Origin of the sequence: Paracoccus kondratievae, assembly GCF_009301415.1 — a bacterium.
In the GTDB taxonomy this organism is placed as follows: domain Bacteria; phylum Pseudomonadota; class Alphaproteobacteria; order Rhodobacterales; family Rhodobacteraceae; genus Paracoccus; species Paracoccus kondratievae.
The window spans coordinates 1,899,228-1,915,486 of record NZ_CP045072.1 but is presented as its reverse complement, the minus strand read 5'-3'; the positions used below and the strand labels follow the sequence as shown (position 1 = coordinate 1,915,486).

Below are 16,259 nucleotides of genomic sequence, written 5' to 3'. Positions count from 1 at the left end.
TGTAAAGGCCGGGCCTTATTCTTGTCCAATGATGCGTTGCAACAATGCGTGAGCCCCGGCAGTCACGTCGCGCCAGGTGATGTCAAAGCCCCCGGCCTCGCCGAAATAGGGGTCGGCAACCGATTGCCCTTCGCGCCCGGGCACGTGATCCAGCAGCAGCGACAGCCGAGCGCGCCCGTCCGCAGGCGCGATGCGGCGCAGATCCGCCAGGTTCTGCCCGTCCATGGCAATGATAAAGTCAAAGCGGTGAAAATCCTCGACCGCGACCTGTCGGGCGCGAAGTTGCGAAATATCGATCCCCGCCCGCGCTGCCGTTGCCTGCGCCCGGCGATCCGGGGCATGGCCGATGTGCCAGTCGCCGGTTCCTGCCGAATCAATCAGCACCTGCACTCCGGCGCGCCCCGCCGCGTCGCGCAAGGCAGCCTCGGCCAGAGGCGAGCGGCAGATATTGCCCAGACAGACGAAAAGAACCGACGGCATCGACATGACGAACCTCACTTGACCGGCTGTATCTTGCCAGTTCCGCCCAAGCTGGCCCAGACTGGCGGGAAAGAAAAGCACAGGGGGAGGAGGCAGAGATGCGGCACGGCGGACAAATCCTTGTCGATGCGCTGAAGGTGAACGGGGTCGGGCGGGTCTTTTCGGTCCCCGGCGAAAGCTTTCTTGCGGTGCTGGACGGGCTGCATGCCTCGGGTATTCAGAACATTGTTTGCAGGCATGAAGGCGGTGCCGCGATGATGGCCGAGGCGCATGGCAAGCTGACCGGCCGTCCGGGGGTGGCTTTTGTCACTCGGGGGCCCGGTGCGACCAATGCCAGTGCCGGGGTGCATGTGGCGCGGCAGGATTCGACGCCGATGATCCTGTTCGTCGGCCAGATCGCCCGCGCCGACCGTGACCGGGGAGCCTTTCAAGAGGTCGATTACCGCGCCATGTTCGGCCCGCTGGCGAAATGGGTTGCCGAAATCGACCAGACCGAACGCATCCCTGAATATGTCTCGCGCGCCTTTCATCTTGCCATGTCTGGTCGACCCGGTCCGGTGGTGCTGGCGCTGCCCGAGGATATGTTGTCCTCACGCGCCGAGGTGCCGGACCTTGCCCCGGCGGCACAGCCGCTTTCCGCCGTTGCTGCCGAATCTGTCGCGGCGATCGCGCAGGCGCTTGCGGGGGCCGAGCGGCCTTTGGTTATCCCGGGCGGGACGCTTTGGTCGCAAGCGGCTGCCGATGCGCTGGCTCGCTTTGCCAAGGGCTGGGGCCTGCCGGTGGCTGTGCCCTTCCGCCGTCAGGGGCATATGGACAACGCCCATCCGAACTATGTCGGAGACCTTGGCGTTGGCATGAACCCGGCTCTGGGGCAGGCGCTGGCGCAGTCGGATTGCCTGTTGTCGCTGGGTTCGCGGCTGGGTGACACGCTGACACGTGGCTATGAGCTGATGGACCCGACGCGACCCCATGCCCGGGTGATCCATGTCCATCCCTCGCCTGATGAGCTGGGGCATCTGTGGAGGCCTGACCCCGGGCTGGTCGCCGATCCGCGCGTGGTGGTTTCCGCTCTGGCAGATTTGCCCGCGCCCCGGCGATGGGATGGCTGGACCCGGGACCTGCGCACTGCCTATGAAGCATGGCAGGATCCGCGCCCCACCCCCGGCGCAGTCCGGATGGAAGAGGTCGTGCGCTGGCTTTCGGACCAGTTGCCCCAGGATGCGATTATCACCAATGGCGCGGGCAATTACGCAGCTTTTCTGCATCGCTATTACCGCTTTCGCCGCTTTGGCACCCAGCTTGCGCCGACGTCGGGTTCGATGGGCTATGGTTTGCCCGCAGCCATCGCGGCCAAGCTGGAACATCCTGACCGCACCGTCATCTGCATGGCCGGGGATGGCTGCCTGCAAATGACGGTGAATGAGCTTTCGACCGCTGCCCAGCACGGCGCGGCGATCATCGTCATCGTCGCCAATAACGGCCAATACGGTACAATCCGGATGCATCAGGAGCGCAGCTACCCCGGTCGCGTTTCGGGCACGGCGCTGGCCAACCCGGATTTCGCCGCACTTGCCTGCGCCTACGGCGGCCATGGTGAGCGGATCGGGCGGCAGGAGGATTTCGCCGATGCGTTCCAGCGCGCCCATGCCTCGGGCCGGCTGGCGGTGCTTGAGCTGGTGCTTGACCCCGAGGCGCTTAGCACCGGGGCGACGCTTTCAGAAACCCGCACGGCAGGAGAGGCTGCCCTGCGTTGCGCGTAAGAGCCGGGCCTAGAACCCGCCGATCCAGACCAGCAGCGCGGCAAGAAGCGCGGCGGCGGGTACCGTCACCAGCCATGCGCCCAGAATCATGCGCATGTACGAGCGGCGTACCAGATGGCGGCGGCGGCGCTCTTCGGCGGGCAAAGGGGCGGGGTTCGCGGTCAGCCTGCGGTCGCGCAATTCGCGGTAGAAACCGACCCCGAATACGCCCCCGACCGCCACATGCGTGGTCGAGACCGGCAGCCCCATCAGTGAGGCACCCAGCACCGTCGCCGCCGTCGCCAGCGAGACGCAAAGCGCCCGAGACGCGTTCAGCCTTGTGATGCGGCTGCCGACCATATGCACCAGCCTGCGACCGAAAAGCAGAATGCCAAGTGCAATCCCCAGCCCGCCCAAAAGCAGCACCAGCCGACCGCGCAGGCCGTCATCGCCCCCTGCCGACAGGCTGTCGAGGATGATGGTCAGCGGTGCCGCAACGTTCGAGGTGTCATTCGCGCCATGGGCAAAGCCCAGCACCAGCGCAGCCGCGGCCAGCGGCACGGCCAGCAGTTGCTTCATCGCCAGCCGCCCGGTCGGCTCGCCCTGCGACAGGCGCTTGAGTTGCCGGCGGGTGAACAGCCAGCCAAGCAGGCCGCAAAGCAGTGCCAGCGCCATATTCAGCACGGGGCGTGATCCCTGGACGGCGGCCTCGGCCACTCCGGCCAGCATGGCCGAGGTCAGCCCGACGATAACCGGCATCCAGTGATGTGCGGCGGCGACGCGGTCATCCCGATCCAGCACCAGCCCGCGCAAAAGCGCCATCAAACCCGCCGCGACGACGCCAGCCACCACGGGCGAGATGATCCAGCCAAAGGCAATCATCGCCATGGCGGGCCAGTTCACTGCGTCGATGCCAAAGGTCGCCAGGCCCGCACCAGCAATAGCGCCGACCACCGAATGGGTGGTGCTGACCGGGGCATCAAGCCATGTCGCAAGGCTGATCCAGCTGCCTGCCGCCAGCAACGCGGCCAGCATCATGCGCGCTGTCGCTTCGCCCTCGCCAAGGGTGCGCCCGACCAGCCCCTCGGTCAGGGTGGCGGTGACGGCGCTACCGGCAAGGACCGCGCCCAGAACCTCCATCACCGCGACGAGGATCAGGCCGGTGGTCATGCCGATCGCACCTGCGCCGACTGCCGGGCCAAGCGCGTTTGCGACGTCGTTGCCGCCAATCGACAGCGCCAGATAGGCTGCGACGGCCATGCTGGCGGCAAGGATCCCGATCGCCGGCTGGTCCGAGAAAAAGCCCGTGCCGATATAGCTGGCAGCGGCGATAAAGATCAGGGCCAAGCCCAGCCGCAATAGCGAACGCGCCGAATGCAGGACCGCGCGCTCGGTATTCGTTACCCGGCGCAGGTCTTTGTCGAGGGTGCGGTATTCGCGGGGTTCGCGCCTCATTTCGGGGGCGACTGTCGTTTAAAGGGCAGGTCGTGCAGGATCTGCTGCAACCCCGTTTCGGCTACCAGCCGGGCGGCGTCCTCGGGCGGGAACCAGCGGCGCGTGCGCTCATGCGCTTCGGGAAAATTCCGTTCGAGCTTGTCAACATAAAGCGGAAAGACCCGAACCTCGACCGGGATGGCAAAGCCGCGATCCTGATCCTTGTCATAGCGATAGCGGCCGATCTCTGTCTGATCGACACGGCCTTTGACTCCGGCTTCCTCCCACGCCTCTTGTCGGGCGGCATCGGCAAGGCTGCGGCCCGGCATCGGCCAGCCTTTGGGCACAATCCAGCGCCCGGTGCCGCGGCTGGTGACCAGCAGCACCTCGCCCGTTGATTCATTCAGGCACAGTGCCGCGACCTGCATATCAGGGGGGCGACGACCGATCAGCCGCGCCAGCTTTTCGCGAAAGGCGACGATCATGCCGGGTCCTCCCCGTCGCGGATGCGGCCCCGCATCGCCTTGACCTCGCCACGCTGGTTCTTGGCCGCCAGGCGGCGGCGCTGGCTGCCCAGCGTTGGCCGGGTCGGGATGCGCTTGCGCGGCGCGATCAGCGCCTGCCGGATCAGTTCGGCCAGCCGCTCGCGCGCCATCTCGCGGTTGCGGGCCTGACTGCGGGTTTCCTCAGCCCGGATCAGTACCGCACCGTCCTGTGTCCAGCGCCGCCCCGCCAGCCGTTTCAGCCGTGCCTTGACCGGAGGCGTCAGATGTGGCGAACGCTCGGCCTCAAAACGCAGCTCGACGGCGGTTTCGACCTTGTTCACGTTCTGCCCGCCCGGTCCCTGAGACCGGGAAAACTGTTCGGACAGCTCCCATTCCTGGATCGTGATCTGGTCGTTGATGCGCAGCATAGTGCGAATATGTCGCAAAACGCGCGTAAGAAAAGGCCAAGCGAATCACGAATCGCGCAATTTGTGTCAGTGCAGCCGGATTGCCGCACTTGCCGAGGCGCCATCTGCATCCACAACCGTAAGCTGAGCAAAGCCGGGCCCGGGGTTGGGCAGGTTTGCCGTCGGCTGCGCCTGTGCGATGGCAGCGGGCGCCCCGTTCAGCAGAAAGGTCCATGGGCCGCGTCCGCCCCGCGCCTTGGCGATCAGGGGGCCGTCGGTGTCGATCTCGGCCCCGTCTGGCGGATAAGTCAGGCGCAGGGCGTCCGGACCGGCGGGGCGGGCTGCCATTGCGCTGGCTTCACCTGCCGGGGCAAAGCGGCGCAGGGGCAACGGCAGGGCGCTGTTTGGCAGGGTCAGCGTCTGCGGCGGGGGCGGTGGCAGTGCCACCGCCGGCAGGGCGTCGAACAGGTCAAACAGCACCGGCGCGGCCAGATCGCCGCCAAAGGCGCCGGGCACGGGCGTCCCGTCCGGCCGGCCAAGCCAGACCGCACCGACCCGTGCCCCGTCATAGCCCACCGCCAGCGCGTCACGGTGGCCGTAAGATGTTCCGGTCTTATAGGCCAAAGGCCGCAGCCGCGTGCCATGCGGCGCGGGGTTCTGGCTAAGGATATGCCCGACCTGCCATGCCGCGACAGGGCCGAACATTGGTGTGCGGCGTTCCTCGCCCCCGCCCGGCAGTGGCGACAGGGTGATTGCCCGCCCGCCCCGCGCCAGCGCGGCATAACCCTCGGCCAGACCTTCAAGCGTAACCCCCGCACCACCAAGCACGATTGCCAGGCCCGGCGCATCCCCGGTCAGGCGCAGCTCAATCCCGCCGCGGCGCAGCGCCTGGGCGATGCGGTTCGGGCCGACCGCTTCGGCCAGTTTGACCACCGGAATATTCAGCGACCAGATCAGCGCGTTTTTAAGGCTGACTGTGCCACGAAAATGGTGGTCAAAGTTCTGTGGCTGCCAGCGGCCAAAGGCGGTGGGCCGGTCCTCGATCAGCGTTTCCGGATGGGCAAGCCCGTCGTCAAAGGCCAGCCCATAGACAAAGGGCTTCAGCGTCGAGCCGGGGCTGCGCCAGGCCCGCGCCATATCCACGAAACCCGCCGAGGCGTTGTCGGTCCAGTCGGCGGCGCCGACCTCGGCAAGGATTTCGCCCGTGCGGTGATCGGCCAGAACGATTGCCGCCGAAAGCCTGCGCCCGGCCCCGACCACGGCACGCGAGGCCAGCTCTTCGGCCCGGCGTTGCAGGCGGGCGTCGATGGTGGTTTCGATCCGGGACGCACCGGGGTTTTCGCGTACCAGTCGCGCAGCCAGCAGCGGCGCAAGCGCCGGAAAGGCGCGGCGCTGGTTCGGCACAGGCTCGGCCATCGCGGCCTTGGCGTCCGAATCCGAAATCAGCCCTGCATCGGCCGCCCGCGCCAGCACCCGGTCCCGCGCCGCCTTGGCTGCGCTGGGCGAACGGTCGGGGCGGCGCGCCTCGGGCGATTGTGGCAGGGCGACCAACAGGGCTGCCTGAGCAGGGGTCAGGCGGCGGGGCTCCTTGCCAAACCATTGCAAGCTGGCAGCACGGATGCCCTCGACATTCGCCCCATAGGGAGCAAGCCGCAGATAAAGTTCAAGGATCTGGTGTTTTTCAAGCCGCCGTTCCAGCGCCAGCGCAAGGCGCATCTGCCGGGCCTTACCTGCCCATTGGCCGGTCGGCCCTTCTTCAAGCAATCGCGCGACCTGCATGGTCAGGGTCGAGCCGCCCGAGACCACGCGCCCATAACGCAGCGCCTGCCAGCCCGCACGGATGATTGCGCGTGGGTCGATACCGGCGTGATCGGGAAACCGGCGGTCCTCCCATAGCAAAAGCATGTCGATCAGCAGCGGATCGACCGGCCCGGCGTCCAGCCGCCAGCGCCCGTCCGCGACCTGAAAGGCGCGCAAAAGCGTGCCGTCCCGTGCCACCACCTCGGCCCCGACCTGCACATCAAGCCGGGGGATCCTGGTCGCTGCGACCCAGTCGTCAAACCGGTCCCGCGCGCCGGCTCCAAGGCCAAGCAGCAAGACAGTCGCAAACAGTACAAGGGCAACGCGGCGCGGACTCATGCCCGATCCATACGCCAGTTGGCAGGAAGAGAGAAACGGCTGTTTGCACGATGGGGATGTCTCTGATGTGCTGGTTCAGGCCGGTATCCTGGAGCGGTTAGCCTGGGCCCACTTTACCTGCACCCGAGGGCTCTGGGGGTTTATCCCCGCGCGTGCGGGGAACATGCCCTTACAATCTGCTTGATTTGCTGCCGGAATGGCCCATCGCCGCGCCCTCGGGGAACATAAGGGCGCCAACATGCCCGACAATATGTCGTCTGGTTCATCCCTGCACGGCACGCGCGGGGCACACCCTATCCTGACGGTGATGCCGCCTGATCGTCCGGAGCCTCTCGGTCGATTCGGCGAACGTAAGATCATCGTGCCGGGGGCGGCTACTTCTCGGTGTCCTCGCCGAAAAGCCCCTTCAGGCCGCGTGCGATCAGATTGCCGACCCGGGGGCGGGGCTGGTGGATGAAGGGCAGCGGACGGCAGACCTCCATCGCTGCGATGCCGACCCGGGCGGTCAGAGCCCCGTTGACCACCCCTTCGCCAAAGCGTTTCGAGACCTTGGCGAGCAGCCCCCCTCCGGCGACGGTGTGGATCAGGTCGTCGCCGGCCGCGACCGCCCCGGTGGCGATCAGATGGGTCATCACGGTGCGCGCCAGCCGCCAGCCGCCCACTGCGCCCGCCCGACCGCCATAGATTTCGGCCATGCGGCGGATCATGCGCAGGTTTGCGGCCAGCGCGGCAATGATATCTGCCAGCGCCAGCGGGATCAGCGCCGTGGCGGCGGCGACGGTGCGGGCGGCTGCCTCGATCTCGCGCCGGGCCTCGATGTCGAGGGGCGCGAGCAATTCGGTCTCGGCCAGCGCGATCAGGGTTTCGGCATCATAGGTATCGCCCTTGCGTTCGCGCAGGCGCGTCAGGCCCCATTCAAGCTCGGGCCGGGCGCGATACAGGCTTTCCATCCGGTCCACCACATGCCGCGCCGACCTCAAGTCGTTTGCAGCCAGTGCCGCCCCGGCCTCGCGGTTAATGCCGTCGATGGCGGCAAAGCGCGACCAGGCACGGAACTCGCGAAACGCCATCGCCAGCGCGGCAAGGCAGAACAGGACCATCAGGCCGATGCCGATCCAGCCCAGCAGCGGGTAGCTGTTCAAGAGGTCGGTCAGATAGCGCAGCGCGGCGACCGACAGCAGAAAGGTGAACAGCGCGACCCCGGTATTGATAAAGAACCGCGTCAGCCGTGACGGGCCACGCCCGACCAGCCGCGCCACAAGCTGCATGGTGCGCGGCTGTGGCAGGGGGGCCAGGCCGTCGTCAATCATTGGCGCATCCGCGGGCGAGGGTGCGGCGTCGCCTTCGCGCAGCTCGGTCCGGGGTGGCTTGCGGTCGCGCTGATCGGGGCGGGGATCGAACTGGGCGCCGGGTTGTGGCGGTTCAGTCCGGGACAGCTCGGGCTGGACATCGTCCAACTCCAGCAGAACCGGTCCGCGCCGTTTCGGAGGTTCAGCCATTGCGCTCTCCTATAGCCTGTCGCCGATCAGGAATTCGGCCGCGCGGTCCAGACGAATATGCGGAGGTCCATCGCCCGGCCGCATCGTGTTCGGTGCCGGGGCAAAGTTCATGATCGCGTAATCTCCGTCCAGCCAGCGCGTTGCGCCCTGACTGGCGGGAACCAGCAGTTCCGATGGGTTGGCCGGCAACTCTCCAGGGTAGAATGCCGCCTGCCGCCCGTCCATCAATGTGCCGCGCACGGCGGGCAGGTCCTCGCCGTCCTGCCGGATCATCTCTTCGGTGGTGGTGCGCAGCGAGGCGATGGACATGGCCTCGGTCCGCGCACCCGAGAAATCGGCGCGGTCGCGGGCCTCGCGCAGCATCGCGGTGGTGATGCCGGTCAGGCGCGGGTGCTGGATATGGTGCAGATGGTCGGCCTTGGTCGCGGCAAAGAGGATGCGTCCCACGCGCCGCGCACCCAATAGCTGGGCAAGCCAGCCCGCGCGTCCGGGTCGGAATGCGCCAAGGATATCGGCCATGGCGCGGCGCATATCCTCGACCGCCTGCGGCCCTGCATGGATCGCGCCCAGCACATCCATCAGCACGACCTGCCGGTCAATGCGGGCGAAATGGTCGCGAAAGAAGGGCCGGACCACCTGTGCCTTATAGGCCCCAAAACGGCGGGCGAATTCGCGGCCCAGAGGCGTTGACCGCATCTCATGCGGCAGAGGGGTAAAGGTCAGCGCCGGAGAGCCGTCAAGCTCCCCCGGCATCAGGAAACGGCCGGGGGTGCAGTCCGACCAGCCCGCTTCGCGCGCCAGATGCAGGTGACGGGTATAGGCAGAGGCCAGCGCCTGCGCTGCCGTTTCGTCAAAGCGGGCGGTGTCGGTGCCGGCAAGTGCGGCGCGGAACTCCAGCACGCCGGGGCGCCGCTCCATCCTGTCCAGGACCTCTTGCGACCATTGATCAAAATCCTTGTCCATCAGCCGCAGGTCCAGCAGCCACTCGCCCGGGTAATCGACGATATCAAGATGCAGGACCTGCTGGCCGCGCCAGCCTGCGATCAGCCCGCGCGGCTGGACCCGCAACGACAGGCGCAACTGGCTGACGTGGCGTGTGCCTTCGGGCCAATGCGGATCGGGGCCGGTCATTGCCGCGAGATGCCGCTCATAATCAAAGCGCGGCACGGTATCGTCGGGCTGCGGCTGCAACCATGCTGCCTTCAGCGAGCCATCCGCCGCTGCGCGCAGCGCCGCCATCCGCCCCCGGTCAAGCAGGTTCGCAACCAACGAAGTGATGAACACGGTTTTGCCTGCCCGCGACAGGCCCGTCACCCCAAGGCGCAGCACCGGGTCGGAAATGCCCAGGCCCTGCATCAGATCGTCGGCTATCCCCATTCGGTCCCTCGCATTGGCCCCAGCATCGGCGGGATCAAAGATAGGCAGGCCGGGGCCGGATGTGTAGAGGTCCCTCTTTTCGCTCCGGCGGTGCTTTGCCATAACGCGGGGATGGATCTGCCCATCGACGCCGTATTGCCCCAGTTGACTGCCGCGCTGACCGCCCATGGCCGCGCGGTTCTGATGGCACCGCCGGGTGGGGGCAAGACGACGCGCGTGCCTTTGGCGCTGTTGCCGGTCGTCGCGGGCCGGATCGTCATGCTTGAGCCGCGCCGCCTTGCCGCCCGTGCCGCGGCCGAGCGTATGACCGAAACGCTGGGCGAGCCTTTGGGTCGCACAGTCGGCTATCGCATCCGCGGCGAGGCGGTGCCGGGCGCGCGTATCGAGGTGGTGACCGAGGGCATCCTGACCCGGATGATCCAGTCCGACCCCGGGCTTTCCGGCATCGGTTGCGTGATCTTTGACGAATTTCACGAACGCAGCCTGAACGCCGATCTTGGCCTTGCCCTGACGTGGGAGGCGCGCCAGGCCCTGCGTCCAGACCTTGCGTTGCTGGTCATGTCAGCGACGCTTGATACCGAGCCGGTGGCGGCGCTGCTTGAGGATGCGCCTGTCATCCGCTCTGAAGGCCGCGCCTTTCCGGTCGAAACCCGCTGGCTGGGCCGTCCCCTGCCCGCAGGGGCCCGGCTGGTGCCCGAGGCGGCGCGGCTGATCGCCGAGGCCGAGTCGACGACCCGTGACACTGGCGGCACCATCCTGGCCTTTCTGCCGGGCGAGGGAGAGATTCGCCGCGTCGGGGCAATGCTTGATACCGATGCCGAAGTGCTGCCTCTTTTCGGCAACATGGACTTCAGGGCCCAGCGCGCTGTTTTGCATCCGACGGGTGGCGGGCGGCGGCGGATCGTGCTGGCAACCTCGATCGCCGAGACCTCGCTGACCATTCCAGATGTGCGGGTGGTCGTGGATGCGGGCCGGGCGCGGCGCGCGCGCTTTGATCCCGGTTCGGGCATGTCGCGGCTGGTGACCGAGCGGGTCAGCCGGGCCGAGGCCGAACAGCGCCGGGGCCGTGCCGGACGAGTCGCGCCCGGCATCTGCTACCGGCTATGGGCGCGGGCCGAAGAAGGGGCCCTGCCAGCCTTTGCCCCACCCGAAATTGCGGTGGCCGATCTGACCGGATTGGTGCTGGAACTGGCGATCTGGGGTTCGGATGGGCGCGACCTTGCCTTTCTGACCCCGCCGCCCGAGGCAGCTTTGGCCGAGGCGCGGGCACTGCTGCGCGATCTTGGCGCGTTGGATTCATCTGATCGTATTACCGATCATGGGCGGCGGCTGGCACCTTTGCCGCTGCATCCGCGGTTGGCGCATATGCTGGTCACTGCGGGGCGCGAGGCAGCCGATCTGGCTGCGCTGATGGCCGAGCGTGACCCGCTGACAGGCGCGCCTGCTGATCTGACCCTGCGGCTTGCCGCAATCCGTGACCAGCGCGCCTATCAGGACCGTCACCCCTGGCCTGTAAACCCCGGTCCGTTGCACCGCATTCGTGATGAGGCCAAGCGCCTGCGTCGCATGGCGGGGGATGGAGCTGCGGCGGGGCTGTCGCCCGGCGCGATGGCGGCGCTAGCCTATCCCGACCGCATCGGATTGCGCCGCAAGGGCGATCAGCCGCGTTATGTCCTGTCAGGCGGCAAGGGTGCGGTTCTGCCCGAGGGCGATGCTTTGGCCGGCGATCGCCTGATCGTCGCCACCGATCTGGACGGAGACACCCGTGAGGCGCGGATCCGCATGGCCGCCCCCATCAGCGAGGAAGAGCTTCGCGCCCTGTTTCCCGATCGTATCGAAAGCGTCGAACTGGTCGAATGGTCACGCCGCGACAACCGCGTCATCGCTCGTCGGCAGGAACGGCTGGGTGCGTTGGTGCTGGCTGATCGTGTGATGGACGACGCCGACCCTGCGGCCCTTGCGCGCGCCGCCTTTGAGGGGCTGCGCGCCAATGGCCTGAGCTGGACCCCCGCGGCGGCGAGGCTGCGGGCGCGGATCGCTCTGATCCCTGAGCTGGGTGCGGTGGATGATGCAAGCCTGCTTGCTGAACCTGACTGGCTGCTGCCCTGGCTCGGCAAGGTGCGGACACTTTCAGATCTGCGCGGACTCGATCTGACCGAGGCGCTTAAGGCCCGTATCGGCTGGGATGGGCAGCGTCGGCTGGACAAAGAGGCTCCGGCATATTTCCTGACACCTTTAGGCCGCAAAGTGCCCATTGATTATGATCACGAGACCCCTTCGATCGAGCTGAGGCTGCAAGAGCTTTTCGGTGTCGCGCGGCATCCGCGCGCAGGCGGCAGGCCCCTGCGCATCACCATGCTGTCACCCGGGGGCAAGCCCGTCGCGGTGACGACGGACCTGCCGGGTTTCTGGGCGGGCGGCTATGCTGATGTCCGCAAGGATATGCGTGGTCGCTATCCACGCCACCCCTGGCCAGAGAACCCGCTGGAGGCCGACCCGACCACCCGCGCCAAACCGCGCGGGACCTGATGGTCAGGCGCTTCTTAGCCGCCGCAGCCGGAAGGCCAGCGCGATCATCACCACGCCGATCAGCAGCGCAAAGGTTCCGATCAGCCATGCGATGCTGAGCAGGCCCGCCGCCGGCAGCAGCGCCATCAGCACACCCCAGGTGATAAGCAGCAGCCCGCTGAGTCCCAGCGCCCATTCACCCTCGATCTCGTGCCGCAGGCGGATGGCGGCGACGATGCGGAAGACACCGGCGACCACACCCCAGGCGGCCATCCAGATGATGAAGGCCAGCGCCGTCGCCTCGGGCCAGAACAGGGCCATCAGGCCGATGACAATGGACAGCAACCCGTCCAGCGCCCAGGCCCACCAGCCATCGTCCGAAGACTTGCGACGGAAGGCAATGACGATCGCCATGACCCCGTCAAAAATTGCATAGGCACCAAAGACCAGCAGCAGCATATAGACCGTCAGGCCCGGCCAGACCAACGCCATCAGGCCGAAAAGGATGGCCGCGATGCCGCGCAAAAGCGGCACCCACCAATGGTCGGCCATCACACGGATCAGATTTTCCATGATCGTCATCCCCCTTTCCAGGATTACCGGACCAAATCATATTGTTCCGGTGTGACAGGGAAATATTAACATGGTGTTAAGCGGAACGGCCTGCAAGCGCGAGTTCATCCATAGGTTGTAACGAAATCGCTACAGCGCCTCAGCCAAGCCGTGGGGGCAGGGTCAGGCCGCGCAGGATTTCGATTGCGGGCATGGGGCGTTTGCCTTCGCGCTGGGCCTCAAGCACCTCGACCGCGCCTTCGCCGCAGGCGATGGTAAAGCCCGACAGAACTTGCCCCGGCGCACCTGAACCGGGGGCAAGGCGCGAGCGCAAAAGCTTCACCCTTTCGTCCCCGATCAGACACCACGCGCCGGGAAAGGGCGACAGGCCGCGGATCTGGCGGTCGATCTGGGCGGCAGGCTGGCTCCAGTCTATCCGCGCCTCGGCCTTGTCGATCTTTTGGGCGTAGGTCACGCCTTCGGCCGGTTGTGGGCGGGCAGGTTGCGGCAGACGCTCCAGCTGTTCGACGATCAGCGCGGCGCCCATCTCGGCCAGCCGGTTGTGCAGATCGGCGGTGGTGTCCTCGGGACCGATGGGGGTGCGGGCCTCGGCCAGTACCGGGCCAGTGTCCAGCCCCGCCTCCATCTGCATGATGGCGACGCCGGTTTCGGCGTCCCCGGCCATGATGGCGCGGTGGATGGGCGCCGCCCCACGCCAGCGCGGCAGCAGTGAGGCGTGGATATTCAGGCAGCCAAAGCGCGGCGCGGCCAGCACCGCAGGTGGCAGGATCAGGCCATAGGCGGCGACGACCGCCACATCGGCACCAAGATTGGCGAATTCCGCCTGATCTTGCACGGATTTCAGCCGCTCGGGCGTACGGACGGGCAGGCCCAGTTCCGCGGCAGCGCGCTGCACCGGCGAGGGGCGCGGCTTTTGCCCGCGTCCCGCCGCGCGGGGCGGTTGGGAGTAGACCGCGACGACCTCATGCTGCGTGGCGATGGCCCGCAGCGCCGGGACCGAGAAGTCGGGTGTGCCCATGAAGATGACGCGCATTGCTGCCCTCCGTTACTGTGGCGACCTCATATCCCGGCTTCGGCGGCGGCAAAACCCATGAAGGCGCGGATATCGCGGGTCGCCTGTGCCCGGGCTGGTGCATTGAACTCCAGCGGTGAGAGTATGGAACGCTCACTTTGGTCAAAGCCGTGGTTGATGCCGGGATAGGTGATGACGTCGAGATGCGCACCTGTGGCGGCAAGATCCGCCGCCATCTGTTGGCAATCGGCGGAATCGGTGATCGAATCCTCGGCCGCCAGCAGCATCAGCATTCGCACCTGACCCGGCCACGGCCCCTTGGCCGCACCACTTAGCAGGCCGCAATAGGGGTAAAGCACCACCGCTGGCCCAAGCTGGGCGGTCAGGTTGTCGGGCGGCACGGGCCATTCCGAAAGGCCGGGAGGGGGCGTGTCAGAGGACAGCTCGCGCATCAGCTCCATCACCGTCCAGCCCCCATGCGACGCCCCGAGCAGCGCCACATCCGAGGCATTGATCCCCGGCATGTCGCGCAGCGCCGCGAGTGCCACGGCCAGATCGGCGGCCCGCTCGGCCCCTGGCAGGACCTGCCCCGCGCAAAGCGCCCGCCACGCCTGTGCCCTGTCGAGCGATCTTGGCGCGTGGCTGTCAAGGATCAGCGCCGCCCGGCCCATGGCAACGTATTGTTGCGCCCAATAATCCATATTGTCATGCACCCCGTCGCAGCCCGACAGCAGGATTGCGGCGGGATGCGGGCCGGGCCCTTCGGGGCGCAAAATGCGCCAGTAGGGTTCAAGCCGCGCCAGCCGTTCGGCGGGGGTTTCGGTCGCGGGCTGCCAGCCGGCATAGTTGCGCGCCGTGTTCAGCACGAGCACAAGCAGCACCAGCCCGGGCAGCACCAGCGCCAGGATCAGCCCTTTGCGCATCCCAGCCTTCCGTTCTGACCGCAGATGGCCTTGAGCCGTTGTGTGTCGGCGGCGCTCCAGCCCTCGGGGGCGGTCACGGATACCCAGCCATCAATATAGTCATGCGCGTGATAGGTATGGCCAAATCCGGGCGGGGCCGAGGTCGAAACCAGCAAGTCCACCGCCAGCTGCAACTGTGTCACCACCGGGGTAAAGCGCAACCGGGGCGAAACATCGGGGGCCAGCGGCTCGCGCATCCATTGCGGTTCGCGCCACAGCGAGACGGGATCATAGAAGACGATCGGATCGCTGGCATATTGCAGGAACAGGATGCGCAGCCGGCCCCATGGGCGACCCGAGCGGTCGGGCGATGCGAACTGGCTTGCATAGCGGATCACCTCGCCGTCATCGACATCGGGCAGGACAAGGCGGCTGCCGGGTTCGCGTGCGTCATTGGCCTGACGCCACAGGGTCGACGGAAAGGGCGGCCCGGCCCAGAACGCGCCCGAGACCGGTTCGTTCATCATCTGGAACGGGTTGAAGGCATACATCGACGACCAGGCCCCAAGCGAGATGCCGTGCAGATAAAGGCGTGGTCTTTGGTCCTGCGGCAGCTGGCGCCAGTGGTCATAAATGACGCGCATCAGCGCCGTGGTCTGGTCAAGGCCGGATTCGGTCTCAAAGATCAGGGCCAGAGGGCTTTGCAGATAGGAATATTGCACCCCTACCGTCGCCACGTCTCCGCCATGCATATATTCCAGCGCATCGTAACTTGCCGGGTCCATCCAGCCGGTGCCGGTCGGGCTGGCCAGCACCAGCACCTTGCGGTCAAAGGCGCCGACGCGCAGCATTTCGTCCAGTGCCACCTTGGCGCGGACCTCGGGGTCCTTGTCCTGAGCAAGGCCGACATAGATGCGCAAAGGCTCTTTGGCCGGACGGCCGGTAAAGGCCGAGATATCGCTGGCGCGCGGCCCGCTTAGCACAAAGTCGCGGCCAGGCTTGCCCATCAGCCCCCAATCGACCCCCGAGGCGGCCGAGCCTGACTGCCATGGCTCGGATGGTGGGCCAAGGTTGGGATCGGTCAGGTGCTGGGCGGCGGCGTAAGAGCGGTCGGCAATGCGCATCGCCCAGTTCACCACCCCGTCGCGGGTCAGGGTGACGACGATCATCGCGGCGAGCAAAAGCCCCAGCACGTTGGCGCTGCGCGAGGGGATATGGCGCGCAAGCCGCAGGCGCAGAAGGTCAAACAGCGCTTGCAGCCCCCGACCGAACAGAAACAGAGCCAGAAACACCACCAGTGCCAGTCCCAGCATCTTGGCGGTGTTATTGGCCTCAAGATCCGGCATGCCCATGCGGACACGGATGCTGTTTTGCCACTCGACAGACAGGATGAGGGCGCGTGCGAGCAGGATCAGCACCGGCACCGCCAGGACCGCATGGGCGATACGGGCGGCGCGGTCTTTCAGTCCCGGCAGCTCAAGCGTGCGCCAGATCGCCAGCAGGAACTGGGTCAGCACATAGCCCGCCGCCATGGACATGCCTGCCAGCACCCCCTGCATCATCCAGTCGCGTGGAATAAGCGAAGGGGTCAGTGACGCTGAAAATAACAGCAATCCGGCCAGAAGAGGGAGGAGGGAGAACATGTGCTGGGTCCAGGCGCTGGTTGCGACCCAAGCCTAACCCCCCGCATTGCGAAAGAAAACC

At 66.8% G+C, this 16,259-nt stretch carries 13 protein-coding genes; 2 read left to right on the top strand and 11 right to left on the bottom strand.

Going from position 1 to position 16,259, the window contains the following annotated elements:
- Nucleotides 1-15 precede the first annotated feature (15 nt).
- On the bottom strand, nucleotides 16-486 hold the full coding sequence (locus F8A10_RS09590; RefSeq protein WP_010393638.1) for a low molecular weight protein-tyrosine-phosphatase: 471 nt from the start codon (nucleotides 484-486) through the stop codon (nucleotides 16-18).
- A gap of 92 nt (nucleotides 487-578) precedes the next feature.
- Here F8A10_RS09590 and F8A10_RS09585 point away from each other — a divergent pair, with 92 nt between their 5' ends.
- Nucleotides 579-2,240, top strand: coding sequence for a thiamine pyrophosphate-binding protein (locus F8A10_RS09585; protein WP_152367195.1), 1,662 nt, complete (start codon nucleotides 579-581; stop codon nucleotides 2,238-2,240).
- A gap of 9 nt (nucleotides 2,241-2,249) precedes the next feature.
- Here the strand turns inward: F8A10_RS09585 and F8A10_RS09580 are convergent, their stop codons facing one another.
- From F8A10_RS09580 to F8A10_RS09555, 6 genes are all read right to left on the bottom strand, one after another.
- A complete protein-coding gene (locus F8A10_RS09580) occupies nucleotides 2,250-3,674 on the bottom strand; it encodes an inorganic phosphate transporter (protein WP_010393643.1) in 1,425 nt (474 codons plus the stop codon).
- Nucleotides 3,671-4,138: an NUDIX hydrolase gene (locus tag F8A10_RS09575; protein ID WP_010393646.1), complete on the bottom strand. Its 468-nt coding sequence runs from the start codon at nucleotides 4,136-4,138 to the stop codon at nucleotides 3,671-3,673. Before F8A10_RS09575 ends, F8A10_RS09580 begins: the two co-directional genes overlap by 4 nt.
- Nucleotides 4,135-4,566: an alternative ribosome rescue aminoacyl-tRNA hydrolase ArfB gene (gene arfB / locus F8A10_RS09570; protein WP_010393648.1), complete on the bottom strand. Its 432-nt coding sequence runs from the start codon at nucleotides 4,564-4,566 to the stop codon at nucleotides 4,135-4,137. Before arfB ends, F8A10_RS09575 begins: the two co-directional genes overlap by 4 nt.
- 66 nt (nucleotides 4,567-4,632) lie before the next feature.
- Entirely contained in the window at nucleotides 4,633-6,684 is a 2,052-nt protein-coding gene (pbpC, locus tag F8A10_RS09565) for a penicillin-binding protein 1C (RefSeq protein WP_152367194.1), read from the bottom strand.
- Nucleotides 6,685-7,058: 374 nt separating this feature from the next.
- Nucleotides 7,059-8,183, bottom strand: a complete 1,125-nt coding sequence (locus tag F8A10_RS09560; RefSeq protein WP_010393651.1) for a YcjF family protein — start codon at nucleotides 8,181-8,183, stop codon at nucleotides 7,059-7,061.
- Between the two features lie 9 nt (nucleotides 8,184-8,192).
- Nucleotides 8,193-9,560: a YcjX family GTP-binding protein gene (locus F8A10_RS09555; protein WP_010393653.1), complete on the bottom strand. Its 1,368-nt coding sequence runs from the start codon at nucleotides 9,558-9,560 to the stop codon at nucleotides 8,193-8,195.
- A 111-nt stretch (nucleotides 9,561-9,671) separates the two neighbouring features.
- Between F8A10_RS09555 and hrpB the strand changes: the two genes are divergently transcribed.
- Nucleotides 9,672-12,089 (top strand): ATP-dependent helicase HrpB, encoded by a 2,418-nt coding sequence (gene hrpB / locus F8A10_RS09550; RefSeq protein ID WP_152367193.1) that lies wholly within the window; start codon nucleotides 9,672-9,674, stop codon nucleotides 12,087-12,089.
- Nucleotides 12,090-12,092: 3 nt separating this feature from the next.
- Here the strand turns inward: hrpB and F8A10_RS09545 are convergent, their stop codons facing one another.
- The 4 genes from F8A10_RS09545 to F8A10_RS09530 all read right to left on the bottom strand — a co-directional run bounded on the left by F8A10_RS09545 (nucleotide 12,093) and on the right by F8A10_RS09530 (nucleotide 16,198).
- Nucleotides 12,093-12,641, bottom strand: a complete 549-nt coding sequence (locus F8A10_RS09545; protein ID WP_193668121.1) for an HdeD family acid-resistance protein — start codon at nucleotides 12,639-12,641, stop codon at nucleotides 12,093-12,095.
- A 139-nt stretch (nucleotides 12,642-12,780) separates the two neighbouring features.
- Nucleotides 12,781-13,674, bottom strand: a complete 894-nt coding sequence (gene fmt / locus F8A10_RS09540) for a methionyl-tRNA formyltransferase (RefSeq protein ID WP_152367191.1) — start codon at nucleotides 13,672-13,674, stop codon at nucleotides 12,781-12,783.
- 26 nt (nucleotides 13,675-13,700) lie between these two features.
- The gene (locus tag F8A10_RS09535) at nucleotides 13,701-14,576 is read right to left on the bottom strand and encodes a dienelactone hydrolase family protein (RefSeq protein ID WP_152367190.1); all 876 of its coding nucleotides are present in this window, start codon (nucleotides 14,574-14,576) and stop codon (nucleotides 13,701-13,703) included.
- Nucleotides 14,561-16,198: an alpha/beta hydrolase gene (locus F8A10_RS09530; RefSeq protein ID WP_029371523.1), complete on the bottom strand. Its 1,638-nt coding sequence runs from the start codon at nucleotides 16,196-16,198 to the stop codon at nucleotides 14,561-14,563. The genes F8A10_RS09535 and F8A10_RS09530 overlap by 16 nt, the downstream gene beginning before the upstream one ends.
- Between the last annotated feature and the right edge of the window lie 61 nt (nucleotides 16,199-16,259).